The sequence below is a fragment of the Flavobacterium sp. HJSW_4 genome, assembly GCF_042436695.1.
In the GTDB taxonomy this organism is placed as follows: Bacteria; Bacteroidota; Bacteroidia; order Flavobacteriales; family Flavobacteriaceae; genus Flavobacterium.
Genome location: NZ_JBHNPP010000005.1, coordinates 91,301 through 115,082, shown reverse-complemented (window position 1 = coordinate 115,082; position 23,782 = coordinate 91,301). Strand labels below are relative to the sequence as shown.

Genomic DNA, 23,782 nt, shown 5'->3' with positions numbered 1-23,782 from the left:
AAATAAATAATGCAGAGATTTGATGCCATTCGACCGTTTTATGATTCCGAAATAAATGAAGCACTTCATGGTGTTGTCAATCATCCGATGATGAAAACCATGATGAACTTTACTTTTCCGGACGTGGAAGATGAGGTTTGGAAGGAACAATTGAAGAAAACACATTCTATTCGTGATTTTCAATGCAACTTTATTTATAATACAATTCAGAAAGTTCTAGAAAAAAGCTCTGAAGGTTTAACAACTTCAGGTTTTGAAAAACTGGAACCTAATACTTCATATTTGTTTATCTCAAATCATAGAGATATTCTTTTAGACACGACTTTATTAAATGTATGTTTGTTCGAACATGGTTTGGTAATGACAGCTTCTGCAATTGGTGACAATTTGGTTAAGAAAGCTTTCTTGGCAACTTTAGCAAAATTAAATAGAAACTTTTTGGTTTTAAGAGGATTAACGCCTCGTGAAATGTTGCAAAGTTCAAAATTATTGGCAGAATATATGGGGCAATTATTGCTTCGCGAAAACCGTTCGGTTTGGATTGCACAAAGAGAAGGAAGAACAAAAGACGGAAACGACGAAACCAATCCAGGAGTTCTAAAAATGATCGGAATGGGTTCTGACGAAGAGAACTTAATGGATTATTTCAAGAAATTAAAAATCGTTCCAGTTTCTATTTCGTATGAATATGATCCAACCGATGTTTTGAAAATGCCACAATTAATGGCAGAAGCAAACAACGAAGTTTACGTAAAAGATAAAAACGAAGATTTCATGACCATTTTAAGTGGTATCATGGGAACTAAAAAAAGAATACACATTTCTGTTGGCGATGTTCTAGATACAGAAATCGATCAGATTGTGGCGGAGAATGACAATGCAAACAAACAAGTTCAAGCTTTGGCACAAACAATTGATGATGTGATTTTGAAAAACTACCAATTATGGCCGACTAACTTTATTGCTTACGATATTTTAAACGAAACAGACAAATTTGCTCACAAGTACAAAGAGAGCGAAAAACAGCTTTTTGAGCGTCGTTTAGAAATGAGAATCGGAAGCGATAATCCTGTGACAAGACAAGGGTTTTTAGCAATGTACGCTAATCCTGTTGTCAATAAATTAAAATACCAAGATGTCATCTAAAGCAAAAATATTATTGATTTATACCGGAGGAACCATCGGTATGAGCAAAGACTTTGAAACTGGAGCGCTTAAGGCTTTCAATTTTGGTAAATTAATTCAGAAAATTCCAGAAATTAAACAATTGGATTGTGAAATCGAATCAATTTCATTCGAACATCCAATTGATTCTTCAAATATGAATCCTGAAATGTGGACTAAAATTGCCACAATCATTGAAGAAAGTTACGCTTCTTTTGATGGATTTGTAGTTCTTCACGGATCAGATACGATGTCGTATTCGGCTTCGGCATTGAGTTTCATGTTGGAAAATTTAGCAAAACCAGTTGTATTTACAGGTTCGCAATTGCCAATTGGAGATTTGCGTACCGATGCTAAAGAAAACTTGATTACAGCGATTCAGATTGCATCACTTTTAGAAAACGGAAAACCAGTTATCACAGAAGTTTGTTTGTATTTTGAATACAAATTATACCGTGGAAACCGAACTTCTAAAGTAAATGCAGAACATTTTAGAGCTTTTACGGCACCAAATTATCCAGAATTGGTAGAATCTGGAGTTCACTTAAAATTGAACAGACATTTATTTCTTCCTGTAAATAAAAACGCAAAACTAATCGTTCACAAAAACTTAGACAATCACGTTGCGATCATTAAAATGTTTCCTGGAATGAGCGAGATTGTTCTAGCTTCAATTCTTGCAACTTCTGGTTTACGCGGAATTGTTCTGGAAACTTACGGTTCAGGAAACGCACCAACCGAAGATTGGTTTTTAAATCTAATCGAAAAAGCCATCAAATCGGGAATGTACATCGTAAACGTAACACAATGTTCAGGTGGAAGCGTGAATATGGGACAATACGAAACCAGTACAGCGCTTAAATCTCTAGGAGTTATTTCTGGAAAAGACATTACTACAGAAGCAGCAATTACCAAATTGATGTATTTGCTTGGACATGATATTCCGCAAAAAGAGTTCAAAGATATTTTTGAGACTGCTCTTCGCGGGGAGATTTCGTAAATTAAAAATTCCAATATTAAAAAAATCCAAATTCCAAACTTTGTTTAATGCAAAATTGGAATTTTTCTTTTTTAATGAATTAACGTTCAGTTTGTCATTTCGACGAAGGAGAAATCTCCACAAGTAACTCCGCTCCAATAAATCAATTCTTTGTCAAGCTCCACGTGAAGATTTCTCCTTCGTCGAAATGACAAGATTGTGAAGAATTCGAATTTTAATTTTTGGAATTTGTATAAGTTACCGGACAAGTTTCCAAATCGTCAATTGCTTTATTTTTTTTGTAATACAAATAAACAACTACAGAAATAATACATATAATTCCCTGAATCGCAACGGTAGCTCTTACGCCTAAAAAGTGAGAAACATAACCTATAATTAAACTTCCCACAGGAATCATTCCCTGATACGCCATCATATAATAGCTGATACTTCTTGAACGCATATTGACTGCGCTATGAGTCTGAATATAAATGTTGATCGAAGAAGTTTGTCCCATCATACCGATTCCGCTCAGAGTCATACAGATAAGAGCAATGGTAATACTGCTTGAAACTGCTAGAATAATTACGCTGAAACCAAGAAGTAAACTTGCTGAAATCATTAATTTGCCCATGTTTTCAGCGGATTTTAGATTGGCTAAATAAATGGCAGATAAAACAGAACCAATTCCGGCAGCACTTTCGAACCAACTGAAAGTTTGTGCGTTTCCGTTAAAAATATCTTTGGCAAAAACAGGCATCAAAGTATTAAAAGAAATGACAAATAAACTGCTGCAAGTTAACATCATAAGCATTCTGGCCATCTCTGTTTCTTTCTTTACATAATCCAAACCTTCCATAAGATCGTCCATCATATTCAGCTTGTTTTCTGCTTTAATATGCGGAGTGATTTTCATCATCATTAATGAAATCAAAACAGGAACATAACTCACGAAATTTCCAATAAAACAGATATCTTCTCCATATTGGTGCAAAATAATCCCCGCAAGGGCTGGACCTGCAATACGTGCAAAGTTGTTTAAAGTAGAGTTAAGCGCTACAGCATTTGGAAGATCTTCTTTATTGTCGACAATATCGATCATCATCGTTTGACGACATGTCATATCAAAAGCATTAATAATTCCTTGAATAAGGCTCAAGGCCAATATGAAGTTGATATTGTATATTTTAAGATAAATTAGCAAAGCCAAAGTTCCTGCCTGAAGCATTGCTAAAGATTGCAAGAAAAGCATTGTTTTGTGTCTGTCATAACGGCCAATAATACTTCCTGCCAAAGGCGCTAGAAACAAAGACGGAATCATACTTAAGAAAGTCGCCAAACCTAATAAAAAAACAGATCCTGTGATGCTGTAAACCATCCAGCTTACGGCTGTTTTTTGCATCCAAGTTCCGATAACGGATACGGATTGACCGTAGAAAAATAATTTGAAATTTTTTGATTTTAAGGCTTTAAACATGACTCTAAATATTTAATACAAAGGTCGGGATTATGATAGCATTAGAAAAATTAATAATTTTACTGATAATAAGTACTAAAACTTATCAATATGGAGATTTATCAACTGCAGTATTTCATTAAAACAGCTGAGGTTTTGCACTTTACTAAAGCTGCAGAGTTGTGTTTTGTGACACAATCGGGTCTTTCGCAGCAAATTAAAAAACTCGAAGAAGAGCTTGGTTTGCCTTTGTTTAAGCGAATCGGAAAAAAAGTTCAATTGACAGAAGCGGGTTCTGTTTTTTTAATTCATGCCAAAAGAGTAGTAGAAAATGTAGAAAACGGAAAACAGGCAATTGAGGATTTAAACGAAATGATCGGCGGAGAATTACGCATTGGTGTGACCTATATTTTTGGTTTATTGATTCTGCCTGTCGTAAATGCATTTGCAAAGCAATACCAAAACCTTAAGATTATTGTAGAATACGGAACGACAGAAGTTTTAGAAGAAAAATTACTCGACAACGAATTGGATTTAGTGTTCGTTATTTCGTCACACGAAATTGAAATGCCGATTCAGAAAGTGCCTTTGTTTACTTCAAATATGGTTATGGTTGTTTCTAAAAATCATGCTTTGGCAAATCTGGATAAAATTGCTTTTAAGAAAATTGAAGATATTCCGCTGATATTGCCAGGAAAAGGATCCAATTCGAGAGAATATGTCGAACAGTTGTTTAAGAAGTTTAATATGAAACCTAAAATTTCGATAGAACTTCAATCTATTCATGCCTTATTGCAAATGGTAGAAAATAGCGATTGGGCTACAATTGTTGCCGAAATGGCTTTGAAAGACTGGGGAAACTTAAGAGCTATTCAAATTACGGGAGTTTCCACAAAAAGAGAGTCGTACATGCTGACGATGGGAGGTTACCAGAAAAAAGCGGTAAAATTGTTTATGGAAGAATTTAAGAAAAGCATCTAAAAGGAACTTAGATTTTACTTTTGTAAAGTCAGATTTTTTTGTGTTATTTGCAGACCAAAATAGAAAGGTGTCCGAGTGGTTTAAGGAGCTAGCCTGGAAAGCTAGTATATGGGTAACTGTATCGAGGGTTCGAATCCCTTCCTTTCTGCGAATAAAATTAGAAACCGCAATTTCTTGAAAAATGAAATTACGGTTTTTTTTATTGTAGAGTTGTTATTTTTTTACTGCAGGAACTTTTACACTTTTGACCAAAGCGCACTTTATTAATGTGGCTGTATCCCCACCATTATTATTCCATACGCATTTGTCTGATTGCCAATATAACTTATGAATGAAACATGATTTATCTGTGCTTTGTACCTTTTGATACTTGCCATTACCAGTAAATAATTGTACCCAATCGTTTTTTTCAACGACAAGATTAGGAAAGAAAAAAATATGACGAAATTCGTTAGAAACATTTTCTTTAGAATCAAAGGTTCTGTCTACCAAGGCATATCCTTTTAGATTAATTTTTTCAGTAGCTTGAAGCCAAACTAATTCATTATTAGTATTTTCTGAGTTTATAACACTGTGTAAATTTAAGCTCATATATTCTGTAGTATTAAAATTATTTTTTGAAAATTATGTAAATTCATTTATCTATGGTAACGTAAAAACACCTTTTTTTCTTGTAAATTTTAATAACCTGTTTTTAGTAAAAATGTATGATTTTTTATGACAGAAGTCTAAGGTTATTAATTTTATATTTGAATTCATTTTAAATATTTAACCTAATAAAGAGTATGAATAAATTATTACGCAAAATACCACTACTAGTTTGGGCTGTTCTTTTGTCCATAATTTCATTTTATGTTGTAAAAGAGAACCTTATAACAGGATTTAACTCAGAACAAACAAAAATTTTTTCAGGTTTGTTATCCTTTATCGGTCTAATACTTGTTGCTGTTAATATCCAAAAGCAATGGAAAAATGAACGTATTAAGACCGAATACTTAAATCAGCCTAATTTTATTCTCAAAGGATTTGGTGGTGAGGAATTTAATGAAAGTGGTCCTGTATTGTGCCCCAATTCTGATCAATGTACGGAAGATCATTGGGTTGATATTATACAAACAGGAAATTTAGCAGCAAGGGATCTAAAAGTTGCATTATTCCATATTGATGAAGCAAAAGTAAGTATTGATATATCAGAGCGTTGGCTTTCAGAGGAACGACTTGGAAAAGATGATGATTTTCAGTATAAACTTCCACAATTTAAAATCCCTATCTCTTTTTTTAATAAATCTAAAACAACATGTTTTTTATTGTTAATGGATTATCGATCAGAATACTCAGGAATTAGATATAAAAGAATATATCAATTATGTTCAATATCAGTTATGAATGAAAAAAATTTAAAAGCGAATGACTGGAAAGGGCGAATTAGTTTTTATAGTAATTCTTTGATTTCAACTACTGATACTGATAGTATAACATTAAAGGAAATATTGCTAAACTACTGGTTTAAGTTTGCTAGATGGTCCAAATTAAAAAAAGATTACCCGCATGAGGAGTGGTTAATCAACATATAATAATTGAATTTTATCTTTTTTAATAAGTGCCCACTCAATTTCATTAATTGAAATTGAGTTTTTTTTGTCATAAAAACAGGTGTTTTTACTTGCTTAAATCTTATGTTAAGATTTATATATTGGCTTATTATTTAATGGTTGGTTTTATTGATTACGAAAAACCATAGCGCAAGTATTTGTGCCTTTTTTATATTTGAATCTAAAAAATATATTGAAACAGAAAAAAGCATTTGATAATTTTAATACTTAAATTACAAGTAATGGCTAAAAATGAGAATGAATTACAATATTTGAATAATGAGAGATTGAAACTTTGGGAAAGATTAACCCAATTAGAAGAAGAGATTAATAAAAAAACATCAGATTTTGAAAAAGAAGCTAAGCAGTCCTCCAAAATGGCTTCAGAATATAAAAATAAAAGTAATGATGCTAAAAATACTGCAGTAAAAAATGTAGAAATAATAAATGATAAATTACAAGAGGCTAAGGACTGTCTTGTAAATATTGAGTTAATCAAAACGCAATCAGAGGATAGGTTTAAAAAAATTGACGAATTTAGCGCAAATTTGGATCTTAGATCTCAAAATATCGAGGATAATCTGAAATTATTAGAAGAGAATTTTGAGAATAATGATGAGTTTGTTGAACATTTAGAGACTTTTCAAGAGCATTTTGATAAGGGAAATGAAATTCGTAGCAAAATTGAAACTCTTCAAAAATCTATTCAGTCAAAGAAAAAAGAAATTGATAATGTTTACAGACAAATATTTGGATTCTCTGACATAGAGACAAATGAGGAGGGAGAAGAAATTGAAACAAAATTTGAAGGTTTAAAAGAGCAACTTGACAGTACTTATGAGAATTTAGAAGAAAATTTTTCTAAACTAGAAAAGGAGATTAACAATATTAGAAAAGAGACGTTGATTAGTTATAATTCTTTTGTGGAAGAAAAAGAGGCTAATTATAAGGAGAAAATGGTTACTTGGGATAAAGATTATGGTTCCGTTTTAGAAAAGATAAATAAACTACTTCCAAATGCTCTAACCACTGGTTTATCGTATGCTTATTCTGAAAAAAAAGAAAGCGAAGTGGAAGATAGTGAAAGATTCGCTAAAAATTTTAAGTATGCTACTTTTGGGTTAATAGGGATGTCATTTATACCATTTATATTAAGTATATTTTTTATATATGAAGGTAAAACTTTGGCACAGGTAATTGAGTACAGTCCAAGATTTGTTTTAGCAATTATACCTATGTATATACCAATTTTATGGATGGCATATTCATCAAATAAAAAACTCAATCTTTCAAAAAGATTAATTGAAGAGTATACTCATAAAGAGGTTTTGGGCAAAACTTTTGAAGGTCTTTCGCATCAAATAAATAATATTGAAGACAAAAATGTTCATGCAGATTTAAAAGTAAAATTATTGTACAATATATTGAGTATCAGTTCTGAAAATCCAGGAAAATTAATTTCAGATTATAATAAATCAGATCATCCATTAATGGACGCATTAGATAAAAGTGCAAGTTTATCTGATGCGGTTGAGAAACTTGAAAATATTCCAGGGTTATCTAAAATAGCTAAAATTCTTGATAAAAAAGCGAGGCGAATATTAAAAGAACAAGCAGATAAAGTGGATGATACTTTAGGAGAAGTGGTAGGAGAAGTACTGGAAAAACCAGATTTAAATTAATAGATTATGGCTAATTTAATTTCTATAATTTACGAAAGACCTATCGAAAAATTAATCGAAAAACTTAATGTTTTATTGCTAAACGAAGATGGTTATTTAAAAGGTGACAAAACAATGGGAAGTTTTCAAGTAAACTCAACGATTGGCTTATTTAAAGGGACATATCAAGTTAAAGATAAAACTATAAATATTTTACTTCAAAAAAAACCATTCTTTATTAGCAGTAAACTTATTGAAATTGAAGTAAAAAAATATTTGGATAAAAATTAATATAAAATTACTTAATCAAGCAAGCAAAAAAGAGACCTCTATTATAAGATCTCTTTTTTGTTTTGTGTAAACATATATTTTATAAAACTTTTATTTCCCTTTCAACAACTTCTCCAAATATTCATTTTTATCTTTTTCAGCTTGCACTAAACGTTCATAAAGTTCTACAACTTTATCTAAAGGATTAAATGTACAATCATTATAGTGCTTGTTGAAAGCTCCATGATCGTAAATATTATTAAAATAATTAATCACATTTTCTTCAGAAAAATTTTGAATTGCTTCTACAGTTACGCCAAGTGCTTTTGCAACTTCTTTCAGTTTTTCTTCGTCAATGGTTTCGCTGTTTTCCATTATCGAAACGGCTTGCTGATTTGTTCCTAAAGCTTGTGCCAACGCTTCTTGCTTCATGTCTTTAAGTTCACGAATTCGGCTAATTTTGCGTCCTATATGATTTGGTTTTATTGCTGTACTCATAAATCAAAGGTATTTAAAATTCTTGTAGAACATAGATTTTAGTAAAAAACAGGCTCTTTTTTGTAAGATACGGTTTTCATTTTTTTAACAAAAGTACAGCTTTTTGAATGAGTTTTTATAGATAAACCTTATCTTTAAAATAGTAAACGAATGATTTATGAGATTAGTAATAGGTTTTACAATAGTTTTACTTTTGTCATCCTGTGCATCATTTTCTGATAAAATAGTGAAGGAAAATAAACAGGCATTGTCAGAAAATGATTTATCGAAAATGGAAGGCAAATTTGAACTGTTTCCCGATTTAAAATACGATGAAAGAGGAAATGAGCAGACAATAGATTCTCAAGAATCTAAAGCACGATACAATCTCAATTATTTTGTGAAATCTCAAAAAAAAGAATATGTTTTTTCTAATTCTTATATTGTTGAGGTAAAGCTTTTGGATAAAAAACGACTGCAATTTATTACCAAAAAAGAAGATTCAATAATTGAAAATATTGAATTGGGCGGAAAACTAAAAAATGGATTTTTCTATTTGGATAATAAATACTTGAAACGCAATGGGATTCCATATCTTGCTGGAGGTTATGATAATCATAAAACTAGAATCGGACTTTCAAAAGACGACGGTCTTTTAGTCAATTATGCTTACGACAATTCTGGAGCCATATTATTTATGTTTTGGGCAGGCTCTTCATATAATTTAGGATATCATTATAAAAGAATAGAATAATGTACAAATACTATTTTCGTCCTGGATATCAATCCAAAGATCTTTTGATTGAAGTTTTTGATGGTGCAGAAAATGAAACGTTTGTTTCTGATTTTTTTTCCGCTATAAGCGAAATAAAACCTGAAATGGCAGAGGTTTCAGATTTATGGATGAATGATGAAATTCTAATAACGTATGATTCTGAAATAGGACAATTTACACTTTCAAAAGATATTTGGGGTTTTGCTTTTGTGATGGCCGAAAATAATCAGAATGGTTTAAATCTTCTGAATTCGATTTTAGAAAAAGCCACACTTTTTGAAAAAGTTGAGGTTGATTTTGAAAAGTATAAATAACAGAGTTTTTGCTACAATTTGATTTCAAATAAACTAAAAGAACCTTCTTTATAATGTTCTGGTAATTCTGGTGTCCATTCAATTGTACTTATGCCTTTGTATTCGAAACCGCAACTGGTGTAGTATTTGTTTATTCTTTCGTTACCGCTGTGTGTATCTAAACGAATGTATTGTTTACCATTTTCTATAGCATAAATTTTTGCCCATTCCACAATTTTTTTGACATAAGATTGTCCTCTAAATTTTGGATTTGTAGCAATGCGATGCAAATAAACTGCTGGATCTGAAGCGGCTTCTTTCCAGATAATTTTATCATTAAAAGTAAGAACAAAAGTGCAGACAACTTCATTTTCTTCTTTGATAATAAAATGGCGGTTTTCTGCAATTTCTTTTTCAATTAGAGATTTTTCAAAACCTCTCCAGCTTTTATTATTGACTGTTTTTTGGTAAGAAGTAGCTTCGTTATAAATATCGAAAACAGCATCGATATCATTATTTGTTGTTTTAAGGAATTGCATTTTAGGATATTTTATTCTGTAAATTATGCTATAGCAAAGGTAGATTTTTAAGAAGTAAAAGTTTTCTTATTTCTTGGTTTTAACTTTTCTCATCGATGTTTAACCAAACGACATTTTGCTCCGATTGATGATCTTGCCCTATAATATTTTTGTATAAAACAGGTCTTCTAGCTTTTATGTAGCGACTTCCTCCAGCCTTTACACATTTCTCGGGAGTAAGTATTGCGGTTGCAAAAGAATCTTCAAAAGAACGGCATTCGGCAACGATATCTCCAAAAGGATCAATAATCATTGAACATCCATTTTTTAACTGATCGTCATCCATGCCAATTGGATTTGAAAATATTGCATAAATGGCATTGTCATAAGCTCTTGCAGGCAGCCATTTCATTAACCAGTCGCGGCCTTTCATTCCATCAAATTCTAATCGTAAAGGAGTGGGATCGGTTTCTCGGTTTTCCCAAAGCTGAGACGAAACAAAACCAGCGCCAGGGCGGGTAGAAGGAGTGCACATTGTAACATGTGGCATAAAAATAATGTCAGCACCTAGAAGTTTTGTAGCGCGTACATTTTCAATAATATTATTGTCGTAACAGATTAAAATACCACATTTCCAACCATCAATTTCAAAAATACAATATTCATTTCCAGGAGTTAGATAAGGATTTATAAACGGATGAAGTTTTCTGTATTTTGCTACCAAACCATTTTTGTCCACACAGACATAGGCTTTAAATAAATTGTCATTTTTATCTTTTTCGAAAAGTCCGGCGAGTATTACGATGTTGTTTTTCTTAGCAATTTCGATCAATTTTTGAGTACTTTCTCCGTTCGGAATTAATTCTGCGAAGTCTAACATTTGTTCTTTTGATAGATTTCTTGCAAAAGTATACCCAGTAATAGAACATTCATGAAACGAAATCACATCACATCCTTCTAAAGATGCTTTTTGAGAAAGTTTTTCAATTACTGATAGATTATAACTTTTATCGCCACTTTTATTTTCAAATTGGGCCGTGGCTATTTTTAGATTTTTCATTTTTGTAGAATTATTAGAAGCCAAAAATAGGATGAGCAGTATTCTAAAAATTGTACAAAACCGACATTTAGAGCATAGCAGGAGAAAATCTTTCGATCAGATTATTGGTTAATTTTTTGGTGCTATACAAATATTCTCTAGGAGTTATTCCAGTATGTTTTCTAAATTCTTTTATTAGATGTGATTGATCTGAAAATCCAGCATCATAAACAATTGAAGTTAAATTGGTATCAGAAGGTTTGTTTTTTAGCAGTTTCAAAAAATGATGTAATCTCACAATACCCCCAAATTTCTTTGGATTTAATCCAACGCATTCTTTAAATTTTCTCTCCAATTGTCTTTCTGAAAAGCCTGTATATTCAACCAATTGTTTTACAGAAAAATGCCCCTGATTAGAAATAATGAAATGTAGCGAATTATTTATTATCAATTGATTATAAGTTGTATTTGCGACAATCAGCGAACTGAAAAAATGATTTAAAAATGCTAGTCGTTCTTGATTATTTTGTTCTGATAATTTTTCTTGAAGTTCTGCTGCTTTTTTTCCAAATAGGTCTTCAACAGGAACAATTGAATTACGAAGTTCATTTGCAGGAATTCCTAATAGCTGATTTATTCCGTTAGGTTGAAAAACAACAATTATAAGCGTTATCTGGTTTTCCGAATAAAGATCTTTAAAAGTGTCAAGCTGTCCGTATAAAAATGAGGCTGGCAAATATTCTTTTACTTCATCTTTAATTTCAGAAATTAATCTGTTTTTTATAGAGAAAACGATCCCATTATTACCGTCAGAAAACAAACGGAATTTTTGCACAGCAGTTTTAACATTATCTAAAAAAAGATAATGTTTAATATAAGGAGCTAATTCTTTTGATGGTAAAACCTGCATGATTCCAAAATTAGCTGTTTTTCTTGATAAAACTAAAGAGGTAGCTCTTTAAAACGATAAAAAATCATAAATATATAGTCGTGAAAAGTTGTTTTTAAAATACGGTTTTCCACATTATTTTGTTCTAGAAATATTATATATTTGGCTCCTGCGTAATATAAATAACTTGATGGATTTACCTCCTTATTCGCCAGGATTGCATAAACTGGTTACTCTACATGTCGGCCAAATTTCGAAGCTTACCGATAGCAAAGGTTTTGTTGCAGTTACCAATTCTATTTTGGAAAAATACGAACTTGAGAAGGTTGGGGCGGTTGTTCACGATTTTGAAAATGATAGTTTTACGATTTCGTACTGCCTGAAAGAATCGCACATTTGTATACACACTTGGCCAGAATACAATCAGCTTACTTTAGACGTTTATTTATGTAATTATCTTCAGGATAATGCAGCAAAAGTACGCGCAGTAATGGCCGATTATGTGGCTTATTTTGAAGCAGAAATTATTAAGGATTTTGAAATTAACCGATAAAATATGAAGATTCCTTGTTACGATTGTAATACAGAAACCGAATTAGAGGTTGGTTTTGAGGCAGTAAATTTTGTTTGTCCTACATGTTTCAGCGTTTATAGCGTTGATGATGAAGGGAGATTTCGAAGAAAATCGCAGTATAAAGCGCCTTTCAATGATTGTCCTCTGGAAATTGGCGATACTGGTTTCTTAAAAGGAAGCGAGTATATGGTAACAGGTATTTTAAGGAAAAATGTATATCCTAATTATGCTTGGACAGAGTTTATTTTGCAAAACAAAGAAAAAGAATTTCTTTATCTATCGCTTTCAAATGGGCATTGGATGATGCTTACCGAAATGGAAAAGATTGACGACATCAAAAAAGGAGTTAAAGTTCTGAAGTATGATGGAAGAGATTACGACTTATTTGAACATTCAGACGCTGACATAATAAATGCAAAAGGTTTTTTTGATTTTCAGCTTCCGAATAAAAGGATTCATTTGGCCGAATTTATAAACCCGCCCTATATTGTTTCGGTAGAACGAATGAACAATGTTCAAACCGCTTTTCATGGAGAATATGTTCGCAAAGCTACAATTCAAAGAGCATTTAAAGAAGCGGATTTGCCGTATCAGTCGGGTATTAGCATGATTCAGCCCACTCGTTTCGATCTTAGAAATACAGCAGTTATTTTCTGTCTTTTTGCTTTGCTGATTATAACGGCAAACTGGTATATTTATAAAGATCAAGTTGAGCAGAATGTCTTTAATAGCAGAATTAAATTCAGCGAATTTGACAATAAAGAAATGACAAGTCCGTCGTTTGTCTTAAATGGCGCATCGGCACCTATGACGATTAAGGTTTCGACTGGAGTTAACAATTCTTGGGCAAACTTAAATGTTGCTTTAATAAACGAAGATACCAACGACGAAATTTACGCCAACAAAGATATTGAATACTATTACGGATATTCTGATGGAGAATCTTGGACCGAAGGAAGTCAGTCTGAGAAGTTTAATATTTGTGGAGTCGAAGGCGGAAAATATCATCTTTTAATAACGCCAATGAAAGCTCCAGAAGATCTTGGCAATAGCGAAATGGAAGTTAGCGTTGTTTGGAACGAACCTTCAAACAGAAATGCTTGGCTGGTTATTATCGGAATGATCGTAATTTATTTTATAGTGCGTTATTACAGAAATCAATTTGAAAAAAAGAGATGGGCAGACAGCTCCTACTCGAATTACGAATAAATTTATATGAAAAGAATTTTTGATTTCTTCAGCTATAATTGGGTTCCATTGGCAATTGGGTTCTTTTGCTTTGGAGTTTATATGTATTTTACTCTTGCAGGAAACCGAATCTGCGATTGTGAAACGACAGAAAATTATAAATCGACAACAACGGGAAACCGTTCATCAATTAACCGTTTTTATCATAAATAAAAAAATCAATTAATATGGAATTAATTCACGCTCAACCAATAGTAAATTCAATTATTTATTCTCTTTTAGGAATTGTTATTTTGCTAATCGGTTATTTTATTATTGAAAAACTGACTCCAGAAAACACTTGGAAAGAAGTTGTAGAAAAAAATAATGTTGCTGTTGCGATTGTCTTGGCAGCGTTTATCATTGGAATTTCCATGATTATTAGTGCCGCAATTCATGGGTAAAAAGTTTCTTAGGTTTGAATTTCTTTTACTTTTTGCCGTATTTATAATTGCCACTTGCGGACTAATTTACGAATTGGTTGCAGGAACTTTGGCAAGTTATTTATTGGGCGATTCGGTAAAACAATTTTCGTTTATTATTGGGGTATACCTGTTTTCGATGGGTATAGGCTCATTTTTTTCAAAGTTTTTTCATAAAAATCTACTCAACACTTTTGTAGAAATCGAAATCTTGGTCGGCCTTATTGGAGGTCTGAGCTCTGTGGTTTTATTTCTATTGTTCGAAAATGTCGGGTCTTTTCAGTTCATTTTATATTTATTCGTTTTCGTAACGGGTTTCTTGGTCGGATTGGAGATTCCGCTTTTAATGAACATTTTAAAAGACAGAGTCGAATTTAAAGATCTCGTTTCGAATGTTTTTACGTTCGATTACATCGGAGCTTTGTTGGCTTCAATTCTGTTTCCGTTAGTTCTAGTTCCGAAACTAGGAATCATGGGAACTTCTCTATTCTTCGGAATGATCAATGTAAGTATTGCGATTGTTTTGTGCTTTTTGCTGAAGAGAGAATTAAAAAACGTTTATTTTCTAAAAGCGAAAGCCGTTTTCTCATTTGTATTATTATTGGCTGTTTTTGTTTTTTCGAATGATATTCTCGCCTATTCTGAAGGAAAATTGTACGGAGAAAATATCATTTATACCAATTCAACACCTTATCAGCGTATCGTTTTAACGCATAATAAGAGCGATTACAGGCTTTATTTGAATAATAACCTACAATTTAGTTCTGCTGACGAATATCGTTATCACGAGGCTTTGGTGCATCCCGTAATGTCGATGGCAAAAAACGTTAAACATGTTTTGGTTTTGGGAGGAGGCGATGGATTGGCAGTTCGTGAAATCCTAAAATACAAAGACGTTGAAAAAGTAACGTTGGTCGATTTAGACGAAGGAATGACGAAGTTGTTTAAAACCAATACAGTTTTAACCAATTTCAATCAAAATTCGCTGAACAATCCAAAAGTTACTGTAATCAACACAGACGCCTATATTTGGGCAAAAAACTGTAAAGAGCAATTTGATGTTGTAATAATTGACTTTCCAGATCCGTCCAATTATAGTTTGGGGAAATTGTATTCGCTGAATTTTTATCAGACCATAAAAACCATTTTAAAACCCGATGCTGCGGTAGTGATTCAAACTACTTCGCCATATTTTGCGCCGAAATCTTTTTGGTGTATCAATAAAACCGTAATGCAAGTTTTTCCGCAGGTCGATGCGTATCATGCGTACGTTCCTTCATTTGGAGAATGGGGTTATACAATCGCGATAAACGGTTTTGGAACCACTTTTAACTCCGTAAACCGAAAAGCAGACAAATTGAAATTCTACAATTATCAATTTGACCGTTTCAATTATTTTACAAACGATATGATTTCGAATGAAATTGAAATTAATCGTTTAGACAACCAGATTTTAGTACGCTATTTTGATGAAGAGTGGGGAAAACTGCAATAAATCCAGAAGGAATTTCATAAAAGGAGTTGGCGCTTCTTTGCTTTTAATTCCGTTTCTGCAGTTTTGTTCAGATAAAATTGCGGTGCTGATGATTCGTTTATCTGGAACCAAACATTTACTCGGACATCGTTTGTGGATTAAAGATTTTCCGAAACCGACCAAACAAATCCAAATTCCATATTTGATTGTTGGTGGTGGAATTTCGGGTTTGAGTGCTGCGCGACAATTTCAAAAAAGAGGAATTTCAGATTTTTTAATTTTGGAATTAGAAAACCATTTAGGAGGAAATTCTTCAAATGGAGAAAACAAATATTCTAAATATCCTTTAGGAGCGCATTATCTGCCTTTGCCAAATTTTCAAGATAAAGAATTGCTTCAGTTTTTAGAAGAAGAAAAAATAATTCTGGGTTATACCGAAAAAGGTTTCCCTATTTTTGACGAATTGCAATTGACTTTCGCGCCAGACGAACGTTTGTTTTATAAAAATAATTGGCAGGAAGGCGTAGTTCCAAAAAGCGGAAATTTAGTCTCTGATGATTTAGAATTTGATCAATTTTTCAAAAAAATGGATGTTTTTAGAACGGGAAAAGGAGAAGATCAAAAGTATTTATTTGACATTCCGATTTACCTTTCTTCTAAAGATGAAAAAACGAGAAGTCTAGATAAAATCACAATGAAACAATGGTTTAAGGAAAACAATTTTACTTCAGAACCTTTGTTTAATTATATCGATTATTGCTGTAAAGACGATTTCGGATTGGGAATTGAATACGTTTCAGCTTGGGCTGGAATTCATTATTTTGCAGGAAGAAAACAAGACAGCACGCCTGAAAAACACGACAGCGTTTTAACTTGGCCAGAAGGAAATGCTCGTCTTGCTAATCATTTAAAAAAATATACTCAGGATAAATTTCTGAAAAATCATTTGGTTTATGAAGTGAAAATCGAGAACCAAAAAGTTGTTGCAAAAGCGTTTGACGATGCAACGAAAGCTTCAGTTGAAATTATTGCTGACAAAGTAATTATGTCGTCTCCGCAATTTGTAAATCAGTATTTAATTCCAAATCGAAAGGCATTTACAAAAGATTTCCATTACACGCCATGGCTTTTGGCAACTTTAATTGTGGATGAACTTCCTGATAATAATAGTTTCCCATTGTCTTGGGATAATGTCATTTACGGTTCTAAAGGTTTGGGTTATGTTTACGATCAGCATCAGACTTTGAATCAAGTTCAGGATAAAAAGGTGATTACGTATTATTTCAGTTTTTCTTCGGCAGATCTGAAAAAGACTAGAAAAGAACTTTATAAAAAAGACAAAGAATACTGGAAACAGTTTGTTTTGAATGACTTGAAAATTGCTCATCCCGATATTGAAGAATATACAGAAGATATAGAAGTTTTTCTTTTAGGTCACGGAATGATTTCGCCTGCGCCAGGATTTATTTTTGGTGAAGCGAAAATGCAAGCCAAGCAAAATATTGAAAAGAAGATTTATTTCGCACACACGGATTTGTCTGGAATTTCGATTTTTGAAGAAGCTTTTCATCAAGGAATTAATGTTGTAAATGAGATTTTAGATGGAACAACCGTGGATTCATAAAGCCAAAACTGATTTAACTTTTATTATCGGACCATCTTTTTTTGTGTTGGCGATAATCTTCATTTTTCAAGATTATATTACTGAAATTGAAGAGAATTATTCTTTCTACACTTGGCTTTTTCTGATTGTTTTTATAGACGTAGCACACGTTTACGCGACTTTATTTAAAACGTATTTTGTTGCCGATGAATTTCAGAAACAGAAACGCAGACTGATTCTTTTGCCTCTTTTTTGTTTGGTTACCGGAATTATGCTTTTCTCTTTCGGGAGTTTAGTTTTTTGGTCGTTTTTGGCTTATGTAGCTGTTTTTCATTTCATCAGACAGCAATATGGCTTTATGCGATTGTATGCGAGAAAAGAAATTAAAACTAAAATTTCGGTTTGGATTGATAATTTAGCGATTTATGCTTCAACGGGATATCCAATGTTGTATTGGTTTTTTTCGTCTAAGCGAAAGTTCAACTGGTTCGTAGAAAATGAATTTTTCAGGTTTGAAAATCAATTGATTCTACAAATTCTGTTTTGGATTTATATTGGAATTTTGATTTTATATATTGTTTATACTGCTGTAAAATCAATTCAAAATCAGTTTTTTAATATTCCAAAGAACAGCATTATTCTAGGAACAGCACTTTCTTGGTATTTCGGAATTGTTTATTTTAATGACGATTTGATTTTTACTTTATTGAATGTCGTTTCGCACGGAATTCCATATATGGCTTTGGTTTATTTTAAAGAAATTGATGGAAAATCGGAATCTGAATTGGGAAATTTGTCTTTTTTAAAACAATACAAAGGTCTTTTGATTTACATTGGAATCCTTTTAATAATTGCCTTTTCGGAAGAATTTCTTTGGGAACTTTTTGTTTGGAATGAAAATATCAGCGTAACCAATTTTGACTTTTCGAGTTGGCAGATTTTATTGGTTCCATTACTGACGGTTCCTCAGTTTACGCATTATTTATTGGATGGTTTCATTTGGAAATCGAAGAAGTAGGTTTGGATTTTTAGTTCTAATGAAAACAAAAACTCCTAATCTAGCCCCGATAGGAGTGATATCCTTTTATGGCGGGGTTCGCCATAAAAGATATAACGGATAGCGGGACTAAATTTGTTTTGAAAACGAATGTTCTGCTGCTAAAAACTAATCATTCAAAGCGCTTTTTATTTTCGGCATCATCTTGTAAACAAACATTTTATAAGCAGCTTCTGAAGGATGCAAACCATCTGAAGCAACCAAACTTGGATTGTTAAGTCCTTCGCGCGTGATTTCTGTAATCGATACAAAAGCAATTTGATTGTTGCTGCAATAGTTCTCTGCAAAAGTATTGTATTGGTTAATTTCTGTTGAAATCGTACTGCTTTGGTTTCCTGCAATTGCTTGCCCGAATGGCGTGTACGCATAATCAGGAATAGAAATTACGACAACATTTTTTCGGTCGCCTTTTGCCAGCATTATCGCTTTGTTGACCAATTCTGGGAATTCTTTTTCGTAAACCGAGAAACTTTTGTGCTGATATTGATTGTTGACACCAATTAAAAGCGTTACCAAATCATAATTGGCTTCTAGATTTTGAGAATCAATTGCCGAAATTAAATTGGTTGTTGTCCAGCCCGTTGTAGCAATAATTTTGAGCGAAACCGTGCTGGAATACATGGCATTTAAACTTGTTTTGAGCTGTTCAGGAAAACGGCAAGTCGCACAAACGCTTTGACCAATAGTATAACTGTCGCCTAAAGCTAAATAATTTACTTTGCTGGCAACTGGAGGTTCTGGTGTTTTGGGAGGAGTTACAACTGGTGGAGTTGTAGTAGGAGTGGAGTTGTTTTCTTCGGCGTTGCAGCTCAAAAGAAAAACTGAAAATATAACGGTAACTATTTGTTTAAAATGTGGTTTCATAATTTGTTCAAATTAGATTTAGTCGCTTTAAACAAATAGTTACGTTAAATATATGGGTTTGGATTTTTAAACCATTTCGGTTTTCATCACGATTTCTTCTTCGATGGCGTTCCAAAGTGCGATGCGTCTTTCTAGAGCAAGAATCGAAACTTCTTCAACTTCTTTCCATTTTTGAGCATCATCCTCACATAATTCTGTAATCATTTGCATAGCCATTGGACCGTGTTCGTCGGCATCCAATTCGATGTGTCTTTCAAAATAGTAAAGCAATTTTGCTAGATCTGTATCTGGAAGATTTTTTTGGAAATTCTTCAAAATCTGAGTAAACATACTTGGGATCAAATCCTCTCTTCCAAAAGTAAAGGCGGCAGCAATTTCGTGTGGTTTTCCTTCTTCGATAACTCTAAAAGTAAAGTCTAAGAATGATTTTACGTTTGGATGCAATGAACTTTGTTTGATGGCAACAAATATATTATGAAGCGAATGTACTTCTGATAAAAAGCTTAAAACTCCTGTTGTATTGGCTCCACAAGCTTCCATTGCTTCTAGATACATTTCGTAGTGGCTTTGTCTTCTTCCGTCAATTGTTAAATCGGTTTCTTCAGCAAGAACAATTTCGTTAATTAAATATCGAGTTTCTGGATTTTTAGTAGCAAACCAAGGCGTTGTTGTGCAAGTAAGTTTGGCTTGTAAGGCTTTTAAAAGTGACATAAAATCCCAAACAGCATAAACGTGCGTTTCTAGAAAGCTGTGCAAGTCATCTATGTTTTGAATCTTATTGTATAAAGAATGGTTTAATAGTTGGTCTTTTTGGGTTTGTATGCTTTTGTTTATCGTTTCGATATTCATTTTAAAAAAATTTTGATGCAAAGATAAAAAGCTTCTCTGTTAGAAGAAGCTTTTTAGATTGTTTTTGTATATATTTTAATAATTATCAATTATTTAAACGCTGGAATTCCGGTTACATCCATTCCAGTAATCAATAAATGGATATCGTGAGTGCCTTCATAAGTAATAACACTTTCTAGGTTCATCATATGACGCATAATTGAGTATTCGCCAGTGATTCCCATACCTCCAAGCATTTGTCTTGCTTCGCGTGCAATGGTAAGCGCCATGTTTACGTTATTGCGTTTTGCCATAGAAATTTGTGCAGTTGTAGCTTTTCCTTCGTTTCTTAAAACACCTAAACGCCAAGTTAATAATTGTGCTTTTGTGATTTCGGTAATCATTTCAGCAAGCTTTTTTTGTTGCAATTGAGTTCCTCCAATTGGTTTTCCGAACTGAATTCTCTCTTTTGCATATCTTAAAGCTGTATCATAACAATCCATTGCTGCTCCGATTGCTCCCCAAGCAATTCCGTAACGAGCTGAATCTAAGCATCCAAGCGGAGCGCCTAAACCAGATTTGTTTGGCAAAAGGTTTTCTTTTGGAACTTTAACATTATCAAAAATTAATTCTCCTGTTGCAGATGCACGAAGCGACCATTTGTTGTGAGTTTCTGGAGTTGTAAAACCTTCCATGCCACGTTCTACGATTAAACCATGAATTCGGCCTTCTTCATTTTTAGCCCAAACAATAGCAATATCTGCAAAAGGCGCATTTGAAATCCACATTTTTGCACCATTTAAAAGATAGTGATCGCCCATATCTTTAAAATTGGTGATCATACTTCCTGGATCTGAACCGTGATCTGGTTCTGTCAAACCAAAACAACCGATAAATTCTCCTGTAGCCAGTTTTGGCAGGTATTTCATTCGTTGTTCTTCATTTCCGTATTTCCAAATTGGGTACATTACCAATGAAGATTGAACAGATGAGGTAGATCTTACACCAGAATCACCTCTTTCAATTTCTTGCATAATCAAGCCGTACGAGATTTGATCTAGCCCTGCGCCTCCATATTCTACTGGAATATAAGGACCGAAACCACCAATTTCGCCAAGACCTTTTATAATTTGTTTAGGAAATTCTGCTTTTTGAGCATATTCTTCTATAATAGGAGAGACTTCTCTTTTAACCCATGCACGCGCTGATTCGCGAACTAATTTGTGCTCGTCTGTTAACAAATCGTCTAAGTTATAGTAATCTGGAGATTGAAATAAGTCTGGTTTCATGTTATCTAATTTTAGCAAAGCAAATTTAAGCAATAAAAATATAACAAATAACGACTAAATTGTTATATTTTTATTTAGCAAAAATAAAATTAATAGGAATTTGGCAAATTAATTGTAGTTTATTGATAATTTATAGACTATTTTTGAATTCCAAAAACAAACTTTAATGAGGCTGATCATCTCTTTTTTCTTTTTACTACTCACGCTTGCCAATGGAGTCGCACAGACGAACGGAAAGCTTACAGAAGAAAAGTACTTAGAATTACAGAATAAAATCCGTTTTAGCGCAAACGGAAGTTATGATGAAGGTTTGACTTATGTTGATCAGATGCTTAAGTCTAAAAATGATATCCATATGGCTTTTGCTTATGGAGCAGGGTCTTATTTGTATCAATTAAAAGGAAATGCAGATAAGTCCGAAAAAATGTATAGAGAGTCAGTCAAGCATTTAAATAAGATTCCAGACTCAAATGATAAAACAAAACTTCACGCTTATTTATGCAATTATAGAGGGTTAACTTATTGGAAAAGATCTAATTATGGTAAAGCTCTCAGCAGTTATCAAGAAGGAGTTAAACTTTCTTCTAAGATAAATGATGTTGTTCAAATTGTAAAATTTAAGGCAAACATCGCTTTATTAAATGAAAGTGTTGGTAATTATCAGTTATCGATAAAAATCTTAAGACAGAATGAAATATTTCTAGATAAAAATGAGAGTTTATACGAAAAAGAACAGTTTCAGAATGCTAAAAGTAATACCTATACCAATCTTGGAAATTCTTATGAAGGATATTACAATAAAAACCGTGAAAAGACTTATTTATTAGATTCTGCTGAATATTATTACAAGAAAAGTATCGCCTATTCTGATAAATTCATCGACAATAAGATGACTTCTAAACTTAGTTTAGGAAATATTTATCTATTTAAAAAGGACTTTACCAATGCAGAAAAGATTTATTATGATATCTCTTTTTACGCTAAGCAGACTAATAATGAAGCAGTATATCAAGTTGCTAGTTATAATTTAGGAGATCTTTATTACTCCATTAAAAAATATGATAGAGCCCTTATATTTTTAAAGAAGGTAGATTCTATTAGTCAAAAAAATAAAACGATCGATCTTAGTTTTTTTAAGTCGAACTATATTCAAGCCAAAATTTACAGCATTAAAAATGAGCCGGAATTGGCTTATAAGCACTCTAAGCTATATTTGGATTCTTATGAGAAATATGAAGGGAATCTAAGAGAAGAAACTTTAGAAGTTAACTATAAACTAGGCACTGCAGATCTTAGCCAAGAAATGGTTAGTGTTCAGGAGAAATATAAATATGAGGTTTTTTGGAATAAAGCCTTGAAAATATTTTACGTAATTCTGGTTGTCGGAATTGTATTTTTCCTCATCAAAAATATTAGGGATAAAAATAAAGCCCAAAAGAAAATGAATGCTTTAATTGAAGAGTTTAAAGCTAATCTGGAAAGAAAAGAACTTGAAAAAACAGAAATAGAAAATGTTCCTGCTGAAGAAATTGCGGTTGAAGTTGTAGAAAATGAAGATGTTACTCTGAAAAAGGAAAACGCAAACTTAAGTATTGATGAGGCTAAGGAAAATAAAATTGTAGAAAAACTACTTGCCCTAGAAGAAAAACTAGAATACTTAAATGCTGATTTTACACTTTCGTACGCAGCTAAAAAAATCAAAACCAATACAACTTATTTGTCTTATGTCGTGAATAAAAGATTCGGAAAATCTTTTAGCGAATATTCGAATGAGTTAAAAATTAATTACGTTATTAATCAGATGATTACCAATCATTTATATCGTAAATATTCTACGCAGGCAATTGCAGAAAGCGTGGGGTTTAAAAATGCAGTTTCTTTTGCAAAATCATTTCGCAAAAGAACTGGAGTGTCTCCAGCTCAGTTTGCGAATAATATTTAGTAAACGTAGTTTCTACCTTATTATGTGTTTCCACCACCACCCAATTTTTTTGGATCGTTTGGATCAATAGGTCCTTCTTCATCTCCTCCTTTAATTGTTTTTTGTGCTTTTCTAGAAATTGTATCTAGTTGAAAATCTTCTAATGTTAATGTGCTATTTTTCATGATTTTAAATTTTTTGGATTAGTTTTTAAAATGTTTAATTGAGCTTTAGTTACATATTGCCACCACCACCACTTTTACCAGGATCAACATCTGGCTCTTGAGAACCTCCTTTGATTGCTTTTTGGTCTTTTTTAGAAATTGTATCTAGTTGAAAATCGTTGAATGTTAATTTTGAATCTTTCATGATATTTTATTTAAATTAAAAAAAATTAGTACTATAAATCTTTCATAAATATTTTCGGCA

27 protein-coding genes and 1 tRNA gene are annotated in these 23,782 nt (G+C 32.4%); 17 read left to right on the top strand and 11 right to left on the bottom strand.

Features of this window, described 5'->3' with window-relative positions; all coding sequences use genetic code 11:
• Positions 1–9: 9 nt before the first annotated feature.
• Complete coding sequence (locus tag ACE01P_RS06615; protein WP_379695523.1) at positions 10–1,146, top strand: 1-acyl-sn-glycerol-3-phosphate acyltransferase; 1,137 nt, start codon at positions 10–12, stop codon at positions 1,144–1,146.
• Positions 1,136–2,164 carry an asparaginase gene (locus ACE01P_RS06610; protein WP_379695521.1) on the top strand — a complete coding sequence of 343 codons (1,029 nt, stop codon included), beginning with the start codon at positions 1,136–1,138 and terminating at the stop codon, positions 2,162–2,164. Before ACE01P_RS06615 ends, ACE01P_RS06610 begins: the two co-directional genes overlap by 11 nt.
• Before the next feature lie 214 nt (positions 2,165–2,378).
• Here ACE01P_RS06610 and ACE01P_RS06605 read toward each other — a convergent pair whose 3' ends face one another.
• Positions 2,379–3,620 carry an MFS transporter gene (locus ACE01P_RS06605; protein ID WP_379695519.1) on the bottom strand — a complete coding sequence of 414 codons (1,242 nt, stop codon included), beginning with the start codon at positions 3,618–3,620 and terminating at the stop codon, positions 2,379–2,381.
• A gap of 90 nt (positions 3,621–3,710) precedes the next feature.
• Here ACE01P_RS06605 and ACE01P_RS06600 point away from each other — a divergent pair, with 90 nt between their 5' ends.
• On the top strand, positions 3,711–4,580 hold the full coding sequence (locus ACE01P_RS06600) for a LysR substrate-binding domain-containing protein (RefSeq protein ID WP_379695517.1): 870 nt from the start codon (positions 3,711–3,713) through the stop codon (positions 4,578–4,580).
• Positions 4,581–4,641: 61 nt separating this feature from the next.
• Positions 4,642–4,728: transfer RNA gene (locus tag ACE01P_RS06595), tRNA-Ser, on the top strand.
• 65 nt (positions 4,729–4,793) lie between these two features.
• Here ACE01P_RS06595 and ACE01P_RS06590 read toward each other — a convergent pair.
• Positions 4,794–5,171, bottom strand: a complete 378-nt coding sequence (locus tag ACE01P_RS06590) for a hypothetical protein (RefSeq protein WP_379695515.1) — start codon at positions 5,169–5,171, stop codon at positions 4,794–4,796.
• A gap of 194 nt (positions 5,172–5,365) precedes the next feature.
• On the opposite strand from ACE01P_RS06590, the gene ACE01P_RS06585 reads away from it, so the two are divergent.
• From ACE01P_RS06585 to ACE01P_RS06575, 3 genes are all read left to right on the top strand, one after another.
• Positions 5,366–6,154 (top strand): hypothetical protein, encoded by a 789-nt coding sequence (locus tag ACE01P_RS06585; protein WP_379695513.1) that lies wholly within the window; start codon positions 5,366–5,368, stop codon positions 6,152–6,154.
• A gap of 260 nt (positions 6,155–6,414) precedes the next feature.
• Entirely contained in the window at positions 6,415–7,854 is a 1,440-nt protein-coding gene (locus ACE01P_RS06580; protein ID WP_379695511.1) for a hypothetical protein, read from the top strand.
• Positions 7,855–7,860: 6 nt separating this feature from the next.
• Positions 7,861–8,124 (top strand): hypothetical protein, encoded by a 264-nt coding sequence (locus ACE01P_RS06575; protein ID WP_379695509.1) that lies wholly within the window; start codon positions 7,861–7,863, stop codon positions 8,122–8,124.
• 90 nt (positions 8,125–8,214) lie between these two features.
• Here the strand turns inward: ACE01P_RS06575 and ACE01P_RS06570 are convergent, their stop codons facing one another.
• On the bottom strand, positions 8,215–8,601 hold the full coding sequence (locus ACE01P_RS06570) for a helix-turn-helix domain-containing protein (protein WP_379695507.1): 387 nt from the start codon (positions 8,599–8,601) through the stop codon (positions 8,215–8,217).
• 157 nt (positions 8,602–8,758) lie between these two features.
• Between ACE01P_RS06570 and ACE01P_RS06565 the strand changes: the two genes are divergently transcribed.
• Together ACE01P_RS06565 and ACE01P_RS06560 are read left to right on the top strand one after the other, a co-directional pair.
• A complete protein-coding gene (locus ACE01P_RS06565) occupies positions 8,759–9,334 on the top strand; it encodes a hypothetical protein (protein WP_379695505.1) in 576 nt (191 codons plus the stop codon).
• Positions 9,334–9,669, top strand: coding sequence for a hypothetical protein (locus tag ACE01P_RS06560; RefSeq protein WP_379695503.1), 336 nt, complete (start codon positions 9,334–9,336; stop codon positions 9,667–9,669). The genes ACE01P_RS06565 and ACE01P_RS06560 overlap by 1 nt, the downstream gene beginning before the upstream one ends.
• An 11-nt stretch (positions 9,670–9,680) precedes the next feature.
• Here the strand turns inward: ACE01P_RS06560 and ACE01P_RS06555 are convergent, their stop codons facing one another.
• From ACE01P_RS06555 to ACE01P_RS06545, 3 genes are all read right to left on the bottom strand, one after another.
• The gene (locus ACE01P_RS06555) at positions 9,681–10,187 is read right to left on the bottom strand and encodes a GNAT family N-acetyltransferase (RefSeq protein ID WP_379695501.1); all 507 of its coding nucleotides are present in this window, start codon (positions 10,185–10,187) and stop codon (positions 9,681–9,683) included.
• Between the two features lie 79 nt (positions 10,188–10,266).
• Entirely contained in the window at positions 10,267–11,226 is a 960-nt protein-coding gene (locus ACE01P_RS06550) for a nitrilase family protein (RefSeq protein WP_379695499.1), read from the bottom strand.
• Between the two features lie 67 nt (positions 11,227–11,293).
• Positions 11,294–12,115, bottom strand: a complete 822-nt coding sequence (locus tag ACE01P_RS06545; protein WP_379695498.1) for a DUF6597 domain-containing transcriptional factor — start codon at positions 12,113–12,115, stop codon at positions 11,294–11,296.
• Positions 12,116–12,284: 169 nt separating this feature from the next.
• Here ACE01P_RS06545 and ACE01P_RS06540 point away from each other — a divergent pair, with 169 nt between their 5' ends.
• The 7 genes from ACE01P_RS06540 to ACE01P_RS06510 are packed head-to-tail and all read left to right on the top strand — an operon-like array spanning position 12,285 to position 18,412.
• Positions 12,285–12,647 carry an S-adenosylmethionine decarboxylase family protein gene (locus tag ACE01P_RS06540; RefSeq protein WP_379695496.1) on the top strand — a complete coding sequence of 121 codons (363 nt, stop codon included), beginning with the start codon at positions 12,285–12,287 and terminating at the stop codon, positions 12,645–12,647.
• A 3-nt stretch (positions 12,648–12,650) separates the two neighbouring features.
• Positions 12,651–13,877 (top strand): DUF4178 domain-containing protein, encoded by a 1,227-nt coding sequence (locus tag ACE01P_RS06535; protein ID WP_379695494.1) that lies wholly within the window; start codon positions 12,651–12,653, stop codon positions 13,875–13,877.
• A 6-nt stretch (positions 13,878–13,883) separates the two neighbouring features.
• On the top strand, positions 13,884–14,069 hold the full coding sequence (locus ACE01P_RS06530) for a hypothetical protein (protein WP_379695492.1): 186 nt from the start codon (positions 13,884–13,886) through the stop codon (positions 14,067–14,069).
• Positions 14,070–14,083: 14 nt separating this feature from the next.
• The gene (locus ACE01P_RS06525) at positions 14,084–14,299 is read left to right on the top strand and encodes a DUF350 domain-containing protein (protein ID WP_223707051.1); all 216 of its coding nucleotides are present in this window, start codon (positions 14,084–14,086) and stop codon (positions 14,297–14,299) included.
• Complete coding sequence (locus tag ACE01P_RS06520) at positions 14,292–15,812, top strand: polyamine aminopropyltransferase (RefSeq protein ID WP_379695490.1); 1,521 nt, start codon at positions 14,292–14,294, stop codon at positions 15,810–15,812. The genes ACE01P_RS06525 and ACE01P_RS06520 overlap by 8 nt, the downstream gene beginning before the upstream one ends.
• Positions 15,787–17,415: an NAD(P)-binding protein gene (locus ACE01P_RS06515; protein ID WP_379695488.1), complete on the top strand. Its 1,629-nt coding sequence runs from the start codon at positions 15,787–15,789 to the stop codon at positions 17,413–17,415. Before ACE01P_RS06520 ends, ACE01P_RS06515 begins: the two co-directional genes overlap by 26 nt.
• Entirely contained in the window at positions 17,393–18,412 is a 1,020-nt protein-coding gene (locus ACE01P_RS06510) for a hypothetical protein (protein WP_379695486.1), read from the top strand. The genes ACE01P_RS06515 and ACE01P_RS06510 overlap by 23 nt, the downstream gene beginning before the upstream one ends.
• A gap of 147 nt (positions 18,413–18,559) precedes the next feature.
• Here ACE01P_RS06510 and ACE01P_RS06505 read toward each other — a convergent pair whose 3' ends face one another.
• From ACE01P_RS06505 to ACE01P_RS06495, 3 genes are all read right to left on the bottom strand, one after another.
• Positions 18,560–19,315, bottom strand: coding sequence for an SGNH/GDSL hydrolase family protein (locus ACE01P_RS06505; protein ID WP_379695484.1), 756 nt, complete (start codon positions 19,313–19,315; stop codon positions 18,560–18,562).
• Positions 19,316–19,381: 66 nt separating this feature from the next.
• Positions 19,382–20,164 (bottom strand): DUF3050 domain-containing protein, encoded by a 783-nt coding sequence (locus ACE01P_RS06500; protein WP_379695482.1) that lies wholly within the window; start codon positions 20,162–20,164, stop codon positions 19,382–19,384.
• 89 nt (positions 20,165–20,253) lie between these two features.
• Positions 20,254–21,432, bottom strand: coding sequence for an acyl-CoA dehydrogenase family protein (locus ACE01P_RS06495; RefSeq protein WP_379695480.1), 1,179 nt, complete (start codon positions 21,430–21,432; stop codon positions 20,254–20,256).
• 166 nt (positions 21,433–21,598) lie between these two features.
• On the opposite strand from ACE01P_RS06495, the gene ACE01P_RS06490 reads away from it, so the two are divergent.
• Positions 21,599–23,374, top strand: a complete 1,776-nt coding sequence (locus tag ACE01P_RS06490) for a helix-turn-helix domain-containing protein (RefSeq protein WP_379695478.1) — start codon at positions 21,599–21,601, stop codon at positions 23,372–23,374.
• Positions 23,375–23,394: 20 nt separating this feature from the next.
• Here the strand turns inward: ACE01P_RS06490 and ACE01P_RS06485 are convergent, their stop codons facing one another.
• The gene (locus ACE01P_RS06485) at positions 23,395–23,538 is read right to left on the bottom strand and encodes an rSAM-modified peptide (protein WP_379695476.1); all 144 of its coding nucleotides are present in this window, start codon (positions 23,536–23,538) and stop codon (positions 23,395–23,397) included.
• 49 nt (positions 23,539–23,587) lie between these two features.
• Positions 23,588–23,722, bottom strand: coding sequence for a hypothetical protein (locus ACE01P_RS06480; protein ID WP_379695474.1), 135 nt, complete (start codon positions 23,720–23,722; stop codon positions 23,588–23,590).
• Positions 23,723–23,782: the final 60 nt, after the last annotated feature.